The 14,923-nt window shown below is 68.8% G+C and carries 12 protein-coding genes; 10 read left to right on the plus strand and 2 right to left on the minus strand.

Annotation, left to right across the window (positions count from 1 at the left end):
* Positions 1 to 2 precede the first annotated feature (2 nt).
* From recG to ABD970_RS04910, 4 genes are all read left to right on the plus strand, one after another.
* Positions 3 to 2,126 carry an ATP-dependent DNA helicase RecG gene (recG, locus tag ABD970_RS04895; RefSeq protein WP_345294358.1) on the plus strand — a complete coding sequence of 708 codons (2,124 nt, stop codon included), beginning with the start codon at positions 3 to 5 and terminating at the stop codon, positions 2,124 to 2,126.
* A gap of 166 nt (positions 2,127 to 2,292) precedes the next feature.
* Entirely contained in the window at positions 2,293 to 3,231 is a 939-nt protein-coding gene (locus ABD970_RS04900; RefSeq protein ID WP_345294359.1) for a nucleoside hydrolase, read from the plus strand.
* A 116-nt stretch (positions 3,232 to 3,347) separates the two neighbouring features.
* Positions 3,348 to 3,590: a type B 50S ribosomal protein L31 gene (locus ABD970_RS04905; protein ID WP_345294360.1), complete on the plus strand. Its 243-nt coding sequence runs from the start codon at positions 3,348 to 3,350 to the stop codon at positions 3,588 to 3,590.
* Between the two features lie 344 nt (positions 3,591 to 3,934).
* Positions 3,935 to 5,239, plus strand: coding sequence for a citrate synthase (locus ABD970_RS04910; protein WP_425563038.1), 1,305 nt, complete (start codon positions 3,935 to 3,937; stop codon positions 5,237 to 5,239).
* Between the two features lie 76 nt (positions 5,240 to 5,315).
* Here ABD970_RS04910 and ABD970_RS04915 read toward each other — a convergent pair whose 3' ends face one another.
* Positions 5,316 to 5,963: a hypothetical protein gene (locus ABD970_RS04915; protein ID WP_345294362.1), complete on the minus strand. Its 648-nt coding sequence runs from the start codon at positions 5,961 to 5,963 to the stop codon at positions 5,316 to 5,318.
* A 107-nt stretch (positions 5,964 to 6,070) separates the two neighbouring features.
* Positions 6,071 to 8,563, minus strand: coding sequence for a penicillin-binding protein 1A (locus ABD970_RS04920; RefSeq protein WP_345294363.1), 2,493 nt, complete (start codon positions 8,561 to 8,563; stop codon positions 6,071 to 6,073).
* A gap of 214 nt (positions 8,564 to 8,777) precedes the next feature.
* On the opposite strand from ABD970_RS04920, the gene ABD970_RS04925 reads away from it, so the two are divergent.
* The 6 genes from ABD970_RS04925 (at position 8,778) to ABD970_RS04950 (ending at position 14,883) form a co-directional block, all read left to right on the plus strand.
* Complete coding sequence (locus ABD970_RS04925; RefSeq protein WP_345294364.1) at positions 8,778 to 9,836, plus strand: pilus assembly protein PilM; 1,059 nt, start codon at positions 8,778 to 8,780, stop codon at positions 9,834 to 9,836.
* Positions 9,836 to 10,459, plus strand: a complete 624-nt coding sequence (locus ABD970_RS04930) for a PilN domain-containing protein (RefSeq protein WP_345294365.1) — start codon at positions 9,836 to 9,838, stop codon at positions 10,457 to 10,459. The genes ABD970_RS04925 and ABD970_RS04930 overlap by 1 nt, the downstream gene beginning before the upstream one ends.
* On the plus strand, positions 10,456 to 11,136 hold the full coding sequence (locus ABD970_RS04935) for a type IV pilus inner membrane component PilO (protein WP_345294366.1): 681 nt from the start codon (positions 10,456 to 10,458) through the stop codon (positions 11,134 to 11,136). The genes ABD970_RS04930 and ABD970_RS04935 overlap by 4 nt, the downstream gene beginning before the upstream one ends.
* 1 nt (position 11,137) lies before the next feature.
* A complete protein-coding gene (locus tag ABD970_RS04940; protein ID WP_345294367.1) occupies positions 11,138 to 11,683 on the plus strand; it encodes a pilus assembly protein PilP in 546 nt (181 codons plus the stop codon).
* Between the two features lie 14 nt (positions 11,684 to 11,697).
* Entirely contained in the window at positions 11,698 to 13,707 is a 2,010-nt protein-coding gene (locus ABD970_RS04945) for a type IV pilus secretin PilQ (protein ID WP_425563039.1), read from the plus strand.
* A 171-nt stretch (positions 13,708 to 13,878) separates the two neighbouring features.
* Complete coding sequence (locus ABD970_RS04950) at positions 13,879 to 14,883, plus strand: AAA family ATPase (protein ID WP_345294368.1); 1,005 nt, start codon at positions 13,879 to 13,881, stop codon at positions 14,881 to 14,883.
* Positions 14,884 to 14,923: the final 40 nt, after the last annotated feature.

Raw genomic sequence — 14,923 nt, forward strand, 5'->3', positions numbered from 1 at the left:
CGGTGCGGAAAGCCCCGCGATCGGCGACTCCACCCGCCTCGCCTTCGCTCGCGCCGGCGGGCCACGCGCCCCTGACGACCCTCCCGGGCGTGGGGGCCAAGGTCGCCGCGAAGCTCGCCGCCCGCGGCCTGGCGACGCTGCAGGACCTCTGGCTGCTCCTGCCCAAGGGATACGAGGACCGCACCCGGCTGACGCCGATCCGCGGCTTGCAGGCCGGCGTCGCCGCGCAGGTCGAAGGGCGGGTGGAAGCCGTCGAGCGCGGCTTCCGCTACCGGCCGACGCTGCGAGTCGCCATCGGCGACGACTCCCTGTCCACCCTGGTGTTGCGCTTCTTCCATTTCCGCGCCGCGCAGGCGGCGCAGTTCGTGCCGGGTTCCCGCATCCGCTGCTACGGCACGCCGCGGCCGGGCCAGCATGGGTTGGAGATCGTCCACCCGAGCTACCGCCTGCTCGACGGGGCCGATGGCGAGGCACTCGGCGAACGCCTGGATCCGGTCTACCCCGCGATCGAGGGCATCGGCCCGGCGACCTTGCGCAAGCTGATCGGCCTGGCGCTGGATCGCCTGCCGGACGCCGACGCCCTCGAATTGCTGCCGGCGAACGCGCTGGAGGCGCGCGCGCTGCCCACCCTGCGCGAGGCCTTGCTGACGGTGCACCGTCCACCCGCGGACGCCGATATCGCCGCTCTGACGGCCGGCGTGCATCCGGCGCAGCGGCGCCTGGCGCTGGAGGAACTGCTGGCGCACCACCTGAGCCTGCGCCGCCAGCGCATCGCGCTGCAATCGCAGGGCGCGCGTCCCTTGGCGGGCGGGGCATTGGCGGCGCGCCTGCAGGCGACCTTGCCGTTCGTCCTGACCGACGCCCAGTTGCGCGTGCTCGACGAGGTCCGTGCCGACATGGCCAGGCCGGTCCCGATGCTGCGGCTGGTGCAGGGCGATGTCGGCAGCGGCAAGACCGTGGTCGCTGCCCTGGCGGCGATGCTCGCGGTCGAGGATGGCCGGCAGGCGGCGCTGATGGCGCCCACCGAACTGCTGGCCGAACAACACCTGGCCAGCCTGCGCGCCTGGCTGGAGCCACTGGGCGTCCAGGTGGCATGGCTGGCCGGCAAGGTGACCGGCCGGACGCGCAGCACGGCATTGGCGCAGGTCGCCAGTGGCGAGGCGCAGGTGGTGGTCGGCACCCACGCGCTGATGCAACAGGCGGTCGCCTTCCGTGACCTGGCGCTGGCGATCGTCGACGAGCAACATCGCTTCGGCGTCCACCAGCGGCTTGCGCTGCGCGACAAGGGTGCCGACGGCGACCGGGTGCCGCACCAGCTGGTGATGACCGCCACGCCGATTCCGCGCACGCTGGCGATGGCGGCGTACGCGGACCTCGACGTCTCCGCCATCGACCAGTTGCCGCCCGGACGGACCCCGGTGCAGACCGTCGTCCTCGGGGCGGGGCGGCGGCCGGAACTGATCGAGCGCATCCGCACCGCCTGCGCCGGTGGCCGCCAGGCCTACTGGGTCTGCACCCTGATCGACGAGTCGGACGAGGTGGTCGCGCAATCCGCGCAGTCGACCTACGACGCGCTGCGCGAAGCGTTGCCGGGGGTGCGCGTCGGCCTGGTGCACGGGCGGATGAAGGCGGGGGAAAAGCAGGCGGCGATGCGCGCCTTCAAGGACGGGGGCATCGACCTGTTGGTTGCGACCACCGTGATCGAGGTTGGCGTCGACGTCCCCAACGCCTCGCTGATGATCGTCGAGAACGCCGAGCGCCTCGGGCTCGCCCAGTTGCACCAGTTGCGCGGGCGCGTGGGCCGCGGCAGCGAGGCATCGAGCTGCGTGCTGCTGTACCAGTCGCCGTTGGCGTCGATGGCGCGGCAGCGGCTCGAGACCATGCGCAGGACGAGCGACGGCTTCGTGATCGCCGAGAAGGACCTGGAGCTGCGTGGTCCCGGGGAGTTGCTGGGGACCCGGCAGACCGGGCTCGCCGCGTTCCGGCTGGCCGACCTCGCGCGCGATGCCGACCTGCTGCCGGCAGTACACCGCCTCGGAGAGGGCCTGCTGCGGGAAGCCCCGGACGTCGCCGACCGCCTGGTCGAACGCTGGATCGGCAGCGCCGCCCGCTACGCCAGCGCCTAGCATCGGTTGCTGTCGCTGTCCTCTCTTCCGTGACTTAGGAATCGGCAAGGTCTTCTCCAGCCCCCGCGGGTCTGGAAGCGATGTCATCAGGTCCTTCTCACGCTGTGGTGCAGGGACGGACGCGCGGAAGCGCCATGACGGTGGAGCCGACGGGCATAATCCGCCGATGCCCGCCAAGATCCCCTTGCTCATCGACACCGACCCCGGCGTGGATGATGCCCTCGCCATCCTGATGGCATTCAACGACCCCGCGCACGACGTCGTCGGCCTCACCGTTTGCGCCGGCAACGTCGGCCTGCGGCACACCGTGGCGAACGCGCTGAAGCTGTGCGAAGTCGCCGGGCGCGGCGACGTGCCCGTGTTCGCCGGCGCGGACCGGCCACTGGTGCACGCCGCGCCGGATGCGGCGTATGTCCACGGCAAGGATGGATTCGGCGACATCGGTTACGCGCCGGCGCAGCGCGAGGCCGAAGCCGAGCACGCGGCTCAAGCCATCGTGCGCCTGTCCCATGCCCACGAGGGCGACCTCCTGCTGGTGGCGCTGGGCCCGCTGACCAACCTTGCCCTGGCGTTGCGGCTGGACCCGACGCTGCCTCGGCGGATCGGTCGATTGGTGGTGATGGGAGGCGCGGTGACCGGGCAGGGCAACATCACCCCGGTGGCGGAGTTCAACGTCTATTTCGACCCGGAGGCCGCAGACGAGGTTTTCCGCGCCTTTCCCGCCTACGACCTGTGCGATTGGGAGGCGACGCTCGCGCACGGGCTGCACCATCGCGATGTCGACCACTGGCTGCAGGCCGATGGCGCGACGGCGAGGTTTTACGAAGGGATTTCGCGGAAGACCCGCACGTGGTCGGCGGACCGTCGCGGCGACCACTGGCACTCCGCCGACGGGTTGGCGATGGCGTTCGCCCTGGCCCCCGAGGGGGCCGTCCAGACCGCCCGCCACCCCTTGGCGGTCGTGCTGGGGGATGGCCCGGAGCGTGGCCTGACCCGGGTCGACCGGGATGACGACGGTACCGGGGCAGGGGGGGCGAACATCCTCCAGCGATACGACCAGGGCCGCTTCGAGGCGCTGATCGCCCGGGCCCTGGCGGCCCGCTAGGTCCCGCTGGGGGCGCCAGGGGGTGCCCCGCCCCGGGCCGGTCCAGTCCCGGGTTGCGCCGGTCTCCGCCGGAAGGATAAAATGCCGCTCTTTCCCTGCAGAAACCGGTGCCCGCCATGAAGGCCGACATCCATCCCGATTACCACGACGTCGTGTTCCAGGACGTCACCTCGGACTTCAAGATCCTCACCCGCTCCACGCTCACCAGCAACGAGAAGGTGAAGTGGGACGACGGCAACGAGTATCCGTTGATCAAGGTCGAAGTTTCCTCGGCCTCGCACCCGTTCTACACCGGGCAGAACAAGATCATGGATACCAGCGGCCGGGTCGACAAGTTCCGCAAGCGCTACGCGAAGTAAGCTTGGAAGCCGCCATCCCGGACCGCATGCCGCGTGCATGGCCGGGATGACCACCAGGTCCCGATCCCGTTTCCAACCCACGGCCGCCTAGTGCGGCCGTCGGCGTTTGTGCGCGGGCGTCGCCCCGGCAAGCGATGCGAGCCAAGCACGATGGACTGACGGACGGGGCGGCGGTCGCGAGTCGCGCCCGGACCTCCGGTCCACCGTGCGCGCGAGGCTGGAATGGCACTGGCGGGCGTTCGCGCGAAATCGCTATGCGATAATGGTGCATCGCGTCATCCCAAAACGCCCGCCGATCGCGCCCTGGCGCCGCGGCCGGGCAGCAGGCCATGAGGAGTGTGTCCGTGCCCGGTTCCAAGACTTCCGCCATCGATCACGTCGCCCTGCATGCCGGCGACACGTCCGTCGAACTCCCGGTGTTGAAGCCGACCCTGGGCAACGACTGCATCGATATCGCCGGCTTGCCCAGGCACACGGGCTTGTTCACCTACGACTCCGGCTTCGCGGCGACCGCGAGCTGCAAGTCGGCGATCACCTACATCGATGGCGACGAAGGCGTGCTGCTGTACCGGGGCTACCCGATCGAGCAGCTCGCGGACCAGTCGAGCTTCGTGGAAGTCGCCTACCTGCTGATGCACGGCGAGCTGCCCAGCAAGGACGAACTCGCGGACTTCGACCACAAGATCGCCCACCACACGATGATGCACGAGGCGTTCAAGAACTTCCTCGGGGGGTTCCGCCACGATGCGCACCCGATGGCGATGCTGGTCGGCATGCTCGGGTCGATGGCGAGCTTCTACCACAACGACCTGGACTACGACGACCCCGACGAGCGCCGGCTGGCGGCGATCCGCCTGATCGCCAAGGTGCCGACCATCGCGGCCGCGTGCTACCGCTATTCGGTCGGTTGGCCGCTGCGCTACCCGCGCAACAACGTCGAGTACGTCGAGCGGTTCCTGCGCATGATGTACGAGGTGCCCAGCGAACCGCTGGTCCTCAACCCGGTCGCGGCCAAGGCGCTGGACCTGTTGTTCATCCTGCACGCCGACCACGAGCAGAACGCCTCGACCTCGACCGTGCGCCTGGTCGGGTCCACGGGCGCCAATCCCTACGTCTGCGTCGCTTCCGGCGTCGCCGCGCTGTGGGGGCCCGCGCACGGGGGCGCCAATGAGGCGGTGCTGAAGATGCTCGACGAAATCGGGGACGCCAAGAACGTCCAGTCCGCCGTCGACCGGGCGAAGGACAAGGAATCCGGTTTCCGGCTCATGGGCTTCGGGCACCGTGTCTACAAGAACTTCGATCCGCGCGCCAAGATCATCCGCGAGATGTGCCACAAGGTGCTCGACGAGCTCGGGGTCGACGACCCGCTACTCGAGGTCGCGATGCGCCTGGAAGAGGTGGCGCTGAAGGACGATTATTTCGTCGAGCGCAAGCTCTATCCCAACGTCGATTTCTACAGCGGCATCATCTACAAGGCGCTGAAGATCCCGACCGACATGTTCACCGTGATGTTCGCCATCGCCCGCACCGCGGGCTGGGTCGCGCACTGGCTGGAGCAGCAGACGGACCCGGAGTTCCGCATCGGGCGGCCGCGGCAGATCTACACCGGTGCGCGGACCCGGGATTACGTCGGCATCGACCGGCGCTAGCCCGGGCCCATTCGGGGCCGGGATTGCGGCCGCCACGTACGCCCCCGCCCGGGGGCGTTTCTCGTTGCACGGCCTGTCAGCCCTGCAGCTCGTATTCGGCGATCTCCTCTTCGGCCAGGCGGCGTCGGAGCTGGGTGGCCGACGCCCGCTGCATGGGGCGTTCGTCGATGCCCGACAGCGGCGCCTGGCGCAGGATGTCGAGCGGCAGCACCGTGAGATCGAATGCCAGGTCCTCGGCGGAGAACAGCCAGACCGGGAAATCGCCGTCACGGTTGCGGTCCAGCCGCAGGTGCCGGCTGCGGGCCTCGTGGGGAATCCCCGCGTCCGCCAGGAAGCGGGGCACCGCGTCGGCATCGTCGGTATGCAGCTGGAGCATCACCGGGGCGTGGGCGCCGGCCGTGCCGTCGAGCACGGGGCCGACGAGCCTCGGCCTGAACTGGGCGAAGAATTCCAGCGCCCGCAGCGCGGCCTCGCGGCGGGTCCGCAGTTCCGAGGCCTGCGCCTCGCCCAGGAACAGCCTCTGGTACTCGCGCAAGGCATCCTCGATCTCGCGGTTCCTCGGCAGGGACGCGTCGTCGAAGATCCCGAGGCGGTCGGCGGCCTTGAGCTTGGCCTGGTGGTAGTCGCGCATGCCGCCTTCGGCCATCAGCCGGGCTGCCTCGTGGGCCAGCCTGCGGCGGCGTTCGCGGGTCCGGGTCTGGGCATGCTGGTGGGCACGGTGCATCGCGATCCCCCGCTCGGAGCCTGTCCCGAGAGTAGCCGATCCGGTCGCGGCGTCAATGTGACTGCCGGCAGGGGCGGGAGGTGCGTAGGGGCCCGGCGCGGGGCGCCTCAGAAGATGTCGTAGGCTTCCTCGGCCGGCGCGTCTTCCTCTCCGTAGTCGACGTAGCTCTCCATCCGTTCCAGGTCTTCTGCCTTGACGTACTCGGTCAGGCCACCGTCCGACTCGGTCGGGAGCAAGCGGCCGCTGGCGCTCACGGCGACCTTGATCATCCCCGGCGGCGGCTCGTTGCTGGCCAAGGGCACGTCCTTGAGCGCGACACGCATGTAGTCGATCCAGATCGGCAGCGCGGCCTTGCCGCCGTACTCGCGGTAGCCCAGCGAACGGTTGTCGTCGCGGCCGACCCAGACCGAGGTCACCACGTTGCCCCCGAAGCCGGAGAACCAGGCGTCGCGGTGGTCGTTGGTCGAGCCGGTCTTGCCGCCCACGTCCTCGCGCTCGAGGACCTTGGCCGCGGTGCCGGTGCCCCGCTGGACCACGTCGCGCATCATCGAGACCAGCTGGTAGGCGATGCGCTCGTCGATCGCGCGCGGGGCGATCACGGCATCGGCGGGGGGCGTGGCGGCAGGCTTGGGGCCCGATTCCGCGGTCGCGTCCGCCGCGGCCGCGGGCGGGGGCGCGGCAGGGCCGAGGTTGAAGCCATCGACGACCTGGGCTGCGGCCTGGCTGGTGCCCCCGGGCCGGGTGCAACCTCGGCAGGCGATCGGGGGGTTCTCCTTGAACACGATCTTGTCGTCGCGGTCCCGGACCACGTCGATGAACCAGGGGGTGACGCGGAAGCCGCCGTTGGCGAACACCGCGTAGCCGCGGGCGATGTCCAGCGGTCGCAACGAGGGCGTGCCCAGGGCGATCGAGAGGTTGGGCGGCAGTTCGGCCTCGTCGAACCCGAAATTGCTGATGTAGCGGCGGGCATAGTCCACTCCGATGGCGTCGAGCATGCGCACCGAAACCAGGTTGCGCGAGCGCACCAGCGCCTCGCGGATCCGCATCGGGCCCAGGAACCGGCCGTCGTCGTTCTGCGGCCGCCATTCCTGGCCACGCCGCATGCGGAACACCACGGGGGCGTCGAGCACGATCGACGCGGGGTTGAAGCCGCGCTCGAAGGCGGCCGAATAGATGAAGGGCTTGAAGCTCGAGCCGGGCTGGCGCCGGGCCTGGGTCGCCCGGTTGAACTTCTGGCCGGCGAAGCTGAGGCCGCCGACCAGGGCGCGCAGGGCGCCTGTGTCGTATTCCATCGAGACCAGGGCCGACTGTGCGCGCGGCAGCTGGTCCAGTTGCCAGGTGGGCTTCGCCGCCGGACCGGGCGTTTCGCCTTCCTTCGTCTCCGGTTCGATGCGGCGCACCCGCACCAGGTCGCCGCGGGTCAGCAGGGCGCCCGGGGTGCGGCCGGTCCAGCGGCTGGACGCCGCGTCCAGGGTGAGGGTGGTGCCGCTGGCCAGCACGACGTCGGCGGTGCCGTTGCCGCTGCGCAGGACGATCGCCGGCAGCAGCCCGGCCTGCGCCGGGATCCCGCGCAAGCGGGCGCTGGCGGTAGCGGCATCCTCGCCTTCGGCCAGTTCAAAGGTCTGCTCGACCTTGTTCCAGCCGTGCCGGTGGTCGTAGGTCCGCAACCCGTCGCGCACCGCGAGGTCGGCGGCGGCCTGCAGGGCCGGGTCGATGGTGGTGGTGACGTGGTAGCCCTTGGTCAGCACGTCACCGCCGAAGCGGGCGATCATTTCCTGGCGCACCATTTCCGCCACGTACGGGGCATGGACCTCGACCGGGCGCTCGTGCGGGGCCGCGTGCATCGCGACCGCTTGCGCGGCGCGTTCCTCGGCCGCGCTGATGAAGCCGAGTTCGCGCATCCGCTGCAGCACGTAGTTCCGGCGGATCCGCGCCCGCTCGGGGTTGGTGATCGGATTGCCGCTGGAGGGGAACTTGGGGATCGAGGCCAGGGTGGCGACCTCGTCCAGGCTCAGCCTGTCCAGGGACTTACCGTAGTAGAACTCCGCCGCCGCGGCGATGCCGTAGGCGCGATTGCCGAAGAAACTCTTGTTCAGGTAGAGCTCGAAGATCTCGTCCTTCTCCAGCTCGCGTTCCATCTTCATCGCCAGCAGCATCTCGGCGAGCTTGCGCGTGTAGCTGTATTCGGAGCTCAGGTAGAACTGGCGCGCGACCTGTTGGGTGATCGTCGACCCCCCGGGAACCCGCTTGTCGTCGGTCGTGGCCAGCAGCCAGATCGCGCGCGCCACGCCCTTGTAGTCGACGCCGCCGTGCTCGTAGAAGCGGTTGTCCTCGATGGCGATGAAAGCCTGCTTCATCCGCTCCGGGACCTCGCCGATCTCCACCGGGTAGCGGCGCGTCTCCCCGAACAGCGCCATGAGGCGCCCGTCCCGGGCATAGACGTACATCGGCTCCTGCAGCGCCACGTTGCGCAGGCTCTGGACGTCCGGCAGCTTGGACGAGACCACCAGGTACAGCGTTCCCAGCCCCAGGGCGCCCAGGATGGCCACGGCGGCGATCCCGAGGAACGTCCAACGGAGGAATCGGCGGAATCGGGACATGGGCGACTTGGACCTGGCCGGGAGGCAGCGGGGCCGGCAAGTATAGAGGTTGATCCGTCGACTTCCCGAGGCGCATCGCGGCGTTCCGGGCGTTCCTGAACAGTGCGCTGCAACACGCTCCGGGAGATCGAAGGTTGCCTTCCGGTGAAAACTCCGTTATTTAATGCACCGGGGCACGAAGCGCGTGTAAACGCCCGTGACAAGGGGAGAAATCGTGGGACTGATCACAAAGAGTCAGGCGCCGCTGGTCGGGGTCGACATCAGTTCGACAGCGGTGAAGCTGCTGCAGCTGTCGCGCAACGGCGACCGGTACCGGGTCGAGCACTACGCCGTGGAACCCCTTCCGCCCAATGCCGTGGTGGAGAAGAGCATCGTCGAGGTCGAGGCGGTCGGCGAGGCCATCCGCCGCGCCATGGCGCGCTCGGGCAGCAAGGCCAAGCACGCCGCCGCCGCGGTCGCGGGCTCGGCGGTGATCACCAAGATCATCCCCATGCCCGGCGACCTGGACGACGACGAGATGGAGTCCCAGATCGAGCTCGAGGCGGTCAACTACATCCCCTATCCGATCGAGGAAGTGAACCTGGACTTCGAGGTGCTGGGCCCGATGCCCGGCAACGAGGAGATGGTCCAGGTCCTGCTGGCGGCCTCGCGCTCAGAGAACGTCGAGATGCGCGCCTCCGCGCTGGAACTCGGCGGCCTGTCCGCGCGGGTGATGGACGTGGAGGCCTTCGCGATCGAGAACGCCTTCGCGCTGCTGGCCAGCACCCTGAACCTGCCCGGCGACGGAATCGTGGCGCTGGTCGACGTGGGCGCGACCATGACCACGCTCAACATCCTGCGCAATGGCCGCAGCCTGTACAGCCGCGAGCAGGTCTTCGGCGGCAAGCAGCTGACCGACGAGGTCATGCGCCGCTACGGGCTCAGCTACGAGGAGGCCGGCCTGGCCAAGCGCCAGGGCGGACTGCCCGAAAGCTACGAAATCGAGGTCCTGGAGCCGTTCAAGGAGGCGCTGGTCCAGCAGATCAACCGCCTGCTGCAGTTCTTCTACGCCGGCAGCGAATTCAACCGCGTCGACCAGATCGTCCTCGCCGGCGGCTGCGCCTCCATCCCGGGCGTCTCGGAGATGGTCGAGGAACAGCTGGGCGTGCAATCGGTGGTCGCCAACCCGCTGGCGCAGATGACGCTCGGCTCCCGCGTGCAGGCGCACGCCCTGGCGCAGGATGCACCGGCGCTGATGATCGCCTGCGGCCTGGCCTTGAGGAGTTTCGACTGATGGCACGGATCAATCTCCTGCCGTGGCGCGAGGAGCGCCGCAGGCAGCGACAGAAGGAGTTCGGCATCATCCTCGGGATCGGGGCGGTGGCCGGCGTTGTGCTGTGGTTCCTGGTCAACGGGTATTACAACGCCCAGATCGAGGGGCAGGGCGAGCGGAACGCGTACGTCCAGCAGCAGATCGACCAGGTCAAGCTCCAGAACAAGGAAATCGAGGAGCTGGAGCGGCAGAAGGCCCGCCTGCTGGCCCGCAAGGAGGTCATCGAGGAGCTGCAGGCCAACCGCTCGCAGATGGTCCACCTGTTCGACTCGCTGGTGCGCACCATTCCCGATGGCGTCACGTTGACCTCGATCCAGCAGGAGGGCACCAAGCTGACCCTCACCGGGCGCTCCCAGTCGAACGCCCGCGTCAGTACCTACATGCGTAACCTTGAGGGATCGGGCTGGATGACCAAACCCGATCTTTCCATCATCGAGGCCAGGGACGGAATCGCCGGCTTGCCCTACACCTTCACCTTGGCGGTCCAGCTGGCGAATCCCAATGCGCCCAAGGACGAGGACGGCGACGGCGTGCCCGACGAGACTGCACCGGCAGCCGAGCCCGCACCAGGAGCCGCGCCATGAACCAGAGGAAGATTTCGCTCCGGGACCTGGATTTCAACAACACCGGCGCCTGGCCGCGCGAATACAAGTTCGGCGCCGCCGCACTGCTGGGCCTGGTGCTGCTCGGCTTGCTGTGGTGGTTCTTCACCCGGGACAAGGGCGATGAGCTGGAAGCGCTGGAGCGGCAGGAGGCCACGCTTCGCGAGGAGTTCGTGAATGAACAGGGCAAGGCGGCCAACCTCGAACCGCTGAAGCAGCAGCTCGCGCAGATGGAGCAGCAACTGCAGCAGATGCTGCGCCAGCTCCCGAGCAAGACCGAGATGCCGGACCTGATCGTCGACATTTCGCAGACGGCGTTGGCCACCGGCATCCAGAACGAATTGTTCCAACCCGGGCCGGAATCACCGAAGGAGTTCTACGCCGAAAAGCCGATCGCATTGCGGATGGTGGGCAGCTACCACCAGTTCGGCGCGTTCGTCAGTGGCGTGGCATCGCTTCCGCGCGTGGTGATCATGACCATGCACGACATCGCCTTGCGGCCGCGCAATGCGGCCACGGATCCGTCGGCCGGAATAAAGGACGGCACGCCGCTCGAACTGGCAGGGACGGTCAAGACGTACCGGTACCTGGACGAGGAAGAAACCGCGGCCCAGGAGAGTGCGGCGGCCGCCGCAGCAGCCGCAGGGGGAGGGCAATAGCATGCGCGTGATCCACCACAACGCACGCAGCAAGGCCTGCCTGGCGGTCGCCCTGGCGCTTGGCCTGGCGGGTTGCGGCCGCGGCATCACCAGCACGCCGGGTGACGCGCCCAACCTCGAGGAATGGGTGGCGGAGGTCAAGGCGAGGCCGGCGCCGCCGCTGGATCCGTTGCCGGTCATGCAGCAGTTCGAGACCTTCGAATACGCCGCACAAGGCATGCGCGACCCGTTCAGCACGGCGTTCAGCACCGATGGCAGCGGTAGCGGCCCGCGTCCGGACTCCAGCCGCCGCAAGCAGACACTGGAACAGTTTCCGCTCGACAGCCTGGACATGGTGGGCACCATCGGCAGCGGGAGCAGCCTGACGGGCCTGGTCCTGGCGCCCGACAAGGTGACTTACCGGGTGCAGCCGGGCGTTTACATGGGTCAGAGCGACGGACGCATCACCGGCATCTACGAAGACCGGATTGAACTCGTTGAACTTGTGCCCGATGGCGCGGGCGGCTGGCTGGAACGGCCGGCCACGATTGCGCTCGAAGACAATTGATTAGGGGAAGCCAGATGATCGTCACCACCGCGCAACGCAAGCAAACCACGCCGCGTCTTCCGTCCATGCGGGCCGGCGCCATCGGGCTTCTCGCGGGACTGCTCTCGGCGTTCAGCGCCGTGCACGCGGCATCGCCGACCCCCGCCGCCGGCCTGTTGCCGATGGCGCAGGCCACCGCCACGGCCGCCGCAGACCCGGCCAAGCAGGTGCCGGCCGCGGTGTCGGTGTCCAACATCGACTTCAAGCGCGGCGAGGGTGGTTCCGGAAAGCTGATCCTCCGGTTCAGCGGCGATGGTGCCGTGCCGGACCTGCAGACCCAGGGGTCCAGTGTCGTGGTCGACGTCGGCAACGCAAGCCTGCCGGCTTCGCTGCAGAAACCCCTGAACGTGACCGACTTCGCGACACCCGTGCAGCGCATCGACGCCAACCAGGGCAGCAAGGGCGCCAGGATCGTGCTCAGCACCAATGGCGCCTTCGAGTCGCTGGCCTACCAGACCGGGCGCGATTACATCGTCGAGATCGTGCCCCGCGCAGCCGCCGCCAACCGGGCGATCGGCGCCAGCAATGCCGTCGCGGCCACCGCACAGTCCTCGGCCTCCCTCTCCGACGAGACCCGCAGCTACCGCGGCCGCCCCGTGACCTTCAACTTCCAGGACGTGCCGGTCCGGACGGTGCTGCAGCTGATCGCGGAGATCTCGGACCTCAACATCGTCGCCAGCGACAGCGTGCAGGGCAACGTGACCCTGCGACTGATCAACGTGCCCTGGGACCAGGCACTGGACATCGTGCTGCAGGCCAAGAGCCTGGACAAGCGCCGTAGCGGCAACGTGATCTGGGTCGCCCCTCAGGCCGAGATCGCCAAGTTCGAGCAGGACAAGGAAAACGCCCGCCTGGCGCTGGAAGAGCGCGCCGAGATGGTGACCGAATACATCCCGATCAGTTACGGCAGCGCCGAGGACATCGCCAAGCTGCTCACCGATGAGAGCAAGGGCAATTCGGGCGGCGCAGGCGGCGCCGGTGGCGCCGGCTCCCAGAGCCGGGGGTTCCTGTCCTCGCGCGGCAGCATCAGCTTCGACCGCCGCACCAACACCCTGCTGGTGATCGACATCCCGCAGCGCGTCTCCGAGATCCAGCGCCTCGTCGCCCTGCTCGACAAGCCCGTCGACCAGGTGGTCATCGAGGCCCGCATCGTCATCGCCAACGAGTCCTTCGCGCGCGAACTGGGTGCCCGCTTCGGCATCACCGGCAACAAGGACAACGCGTACTTCAGCGGCAACCTCGAAGCCAATTCCGCGAACCGCACCTCGGACGTGAGCACGTCGATCGCCAACCAGACTGCGTTCAACGCCTGGGTGGCAGGCGGCCAGGTCGGCCCGGCGCCCGTGCCGCAGGCCTCGACCATCACCCGCGGGCTGAACATCAACCTGCCGACCTCGTTCCAGAACGCCGGCTCCCTCGCGCTGTCGATCCTCAACGCGGGCTACCTGCTCGACATCGAACTGTCGGCGCTGCAGCAGCAGGGCCGCGGCGAGGTCATCTCGAACCCGCGCGTGGTGACCAGCAACCAGAAGGAAGCGATCATCCGCCAGGGCCAGGAAGTCGGTTACCTGACCGTCACCGGCGGCCAGAGCAACAACGTGCCCACGGTGCAGTTCAAGGACGTGCTCCTGGAACTCAAGGTCACCCCGACGATCACCGCCGACGGCCGCGTGTTCCTGAGCATCGCCCTGAAGAAGGACGAGATTCTCGACTTCGTCAGCATCGGCGCGTTCGGCGACGTGCCGCAGCTGAGCAAGCGCGAGGTGACCACGGCGGTGCTGATCGACGACGGCCAGACCGTGGTCATCGGTGGCGTCTACGAGTTCAGCAACCGCGACGACGTCACCAAGGTACCGTTCCTGGGCGACATCCCGGTCCTGGGCAACCTGTTCAAGACCAAGAGCCGCAACAAGTCCAAGGCCGAACTGCTGATCTTCGTGACCCCGAAGGTGCTGCGCGTCGCGCCGCGCCCGGCCGGGCTGTGATCGGCTAGTCCCGCGCGATCGATCCGCAAGGGGGCCTTCGGGCCCCCTTGTCGTTGGTGGCTCGCGCGGCTGGCGCGGATCCTGAACCTCGCAGGTCCGTGGCTGAACCATGCCGCGCCGATTGGGTCAAACTGGACCCCGGCGCGCCCCGCGCCGTTCCACCGGACCGCAATGGACAGCCTCAGCGAAAGCCAAAGCGATACCTCCAGCCGCATCCACGATGTGTTCCTCGCGCTGCGCGACGACCTGGCGACCCGCATCGTCGGCCAATCGGGCCTGATCGAGCGCCTGCTGATCGCGCTGCTGGCCGACGGACACCTGCTGGTGGAGGGAGCGCCAGGGCTCGCCAAGACCAGCGCGATCCGTGCGCTGTCCGATCGGCTCGAAGCCGATTTCGCCCGGGTCCAGTTCACGCCCGACCTGCTTCCGGCCGACCTGACCGGCACCGAAGTCTGGCGCCCCGGCGACGGGCGGTTCGAATTCCTGCCCGGGCCGATCTTCCATCCCGTCCTGCTCGCCGACGAGATCAACCGGGCGCCGGCGAAGGTCCAGTCCGCCCTGCTCGAGGCGATGGGCGAGCGGCAAGTGACCGTCGGCCGCGAGACCTACCCCCTGCCCGAACTGTTCCTGGTCATGGCGACGCAGAACCCGATCGAGCAGGAAGGCACCTTCCCGTTGCCGGAGGCGCAACTCGACCGATTCCTGATGTACGTGCGCATCGGGTACCCGGAAGCGGACGCCGAGGCCCAGATCCTGCGCCTGGAGCGCGACCGCGCCCGCAGGACCCTGGAGCATGCCAGCGAGGCCCCGGTCAAGGTCTCGCTGGACGATGTCTTCGCCGCGCGCAGGGCCGTGCTCGACCTGCACGTGGCGCCGCAACTGGAGCGCTACCTGATCGAGCTGGTGCTGGCGTCGCGCGATGCCGCCCGCTACGACGCCGACCTGGCCCGACGGATCGCCTGGGGCGCCAGCCCACGGGGATCGATCGCGCTGGAGCGTTGCGCGCGCGCCCGCGCCTGGCTGGCGGGCCGCGACTTCGTCACGCCCGAGGACGTGCGGGCGATCGCGCCGGACGTGCTCCGCCATCGGGTGCTGCCGAGTTACGAGGCGACCGCGGAAGGTTGGGACGGTGAGCGCCTGGTGCAGGCATTGCTCGACAAGGTGCCCCTGCCTTGAGGGCGACGGGGGTGAACGCGATGCATGCGGCTACAGCCCG

Source organism: Luteimonas vadosa (genome assembly GCF_039543545.1).
GTDB classification, from domain to species: Bacteria; Pseudomonadota; Gammaproteobacteria; order Xanthomonadales; family Xanthomonadaceae; genus Luteimonas; species Luteimonas vadosa.

Excerpts from the sequence above, each read along its gene's own strand:
- ABD970_RS04940 (WP_345294367.1), top strand. The coding sequence starts at position 11,138 with ATGCGCGTGATCCACCACAACGCACGCAGCAAGGCCTGCCTGGCGGTC.
- ABD970_RS04905 (WP_345294360.1), top strand. The coding sequence starts at position 3,348 with ATGAAGGCCGACATCCATCCCGATTACCACGACGTCGTGTTCCAGGAC.
- ABD970_RS04915 (WP_345294362.1), bottom strand. The coding sequence starts at position 5,963 with ATGCACCGTGCCCACCAGCATGCCCAGACCCGGACCCGCGAACGCCGC.
- ABD970_RS04945 (WP_425563039.1), top strand. The coding sequence starts at position 11,698 with ATGATCGTCACCACCGCGCAACGCAAGCAAACCACGCCGCGTCTTCCG.
- ABD970_RS04930 (WP_345294365.1), top strand. The coding sequence starts at position 9,836 with ATGGCACGGATCAATCTCCTGCCGTGGCGCGAGGAGCGCCGCAGGCAG.
- ABD970_RS04900 (WP_345294359.1), top strand. The coding sequence starts at position 2,293 with ATGCCCGCCAAGATCCCCTTGCTCATCGACACCGACCCCGGCGTGGAT.
- ABD970_RS04950 (WP_345294368.1), top strand. The coding sequence starts at position 13,879 with ATGGACAGCCTCAGCGAAAGCCAAAGCGATACCTCCAGCCGCATCCAC.
- ABD970_RS04920 (WP_345294363.1), bottom strand. The coding sequence starts at position 8,563 with ATGTCCCGATTCCGCCGATTCCTCCGTTGGACGTTCCTCGGGATCGCC.
- ABD970_RS04935 (WP_345294366.1), top strand. The coding sequence starts at position 10,456 with ATGAACCAGAGGAAGATTTCGCTCCGGGACCTGGATTTCAACAACACC.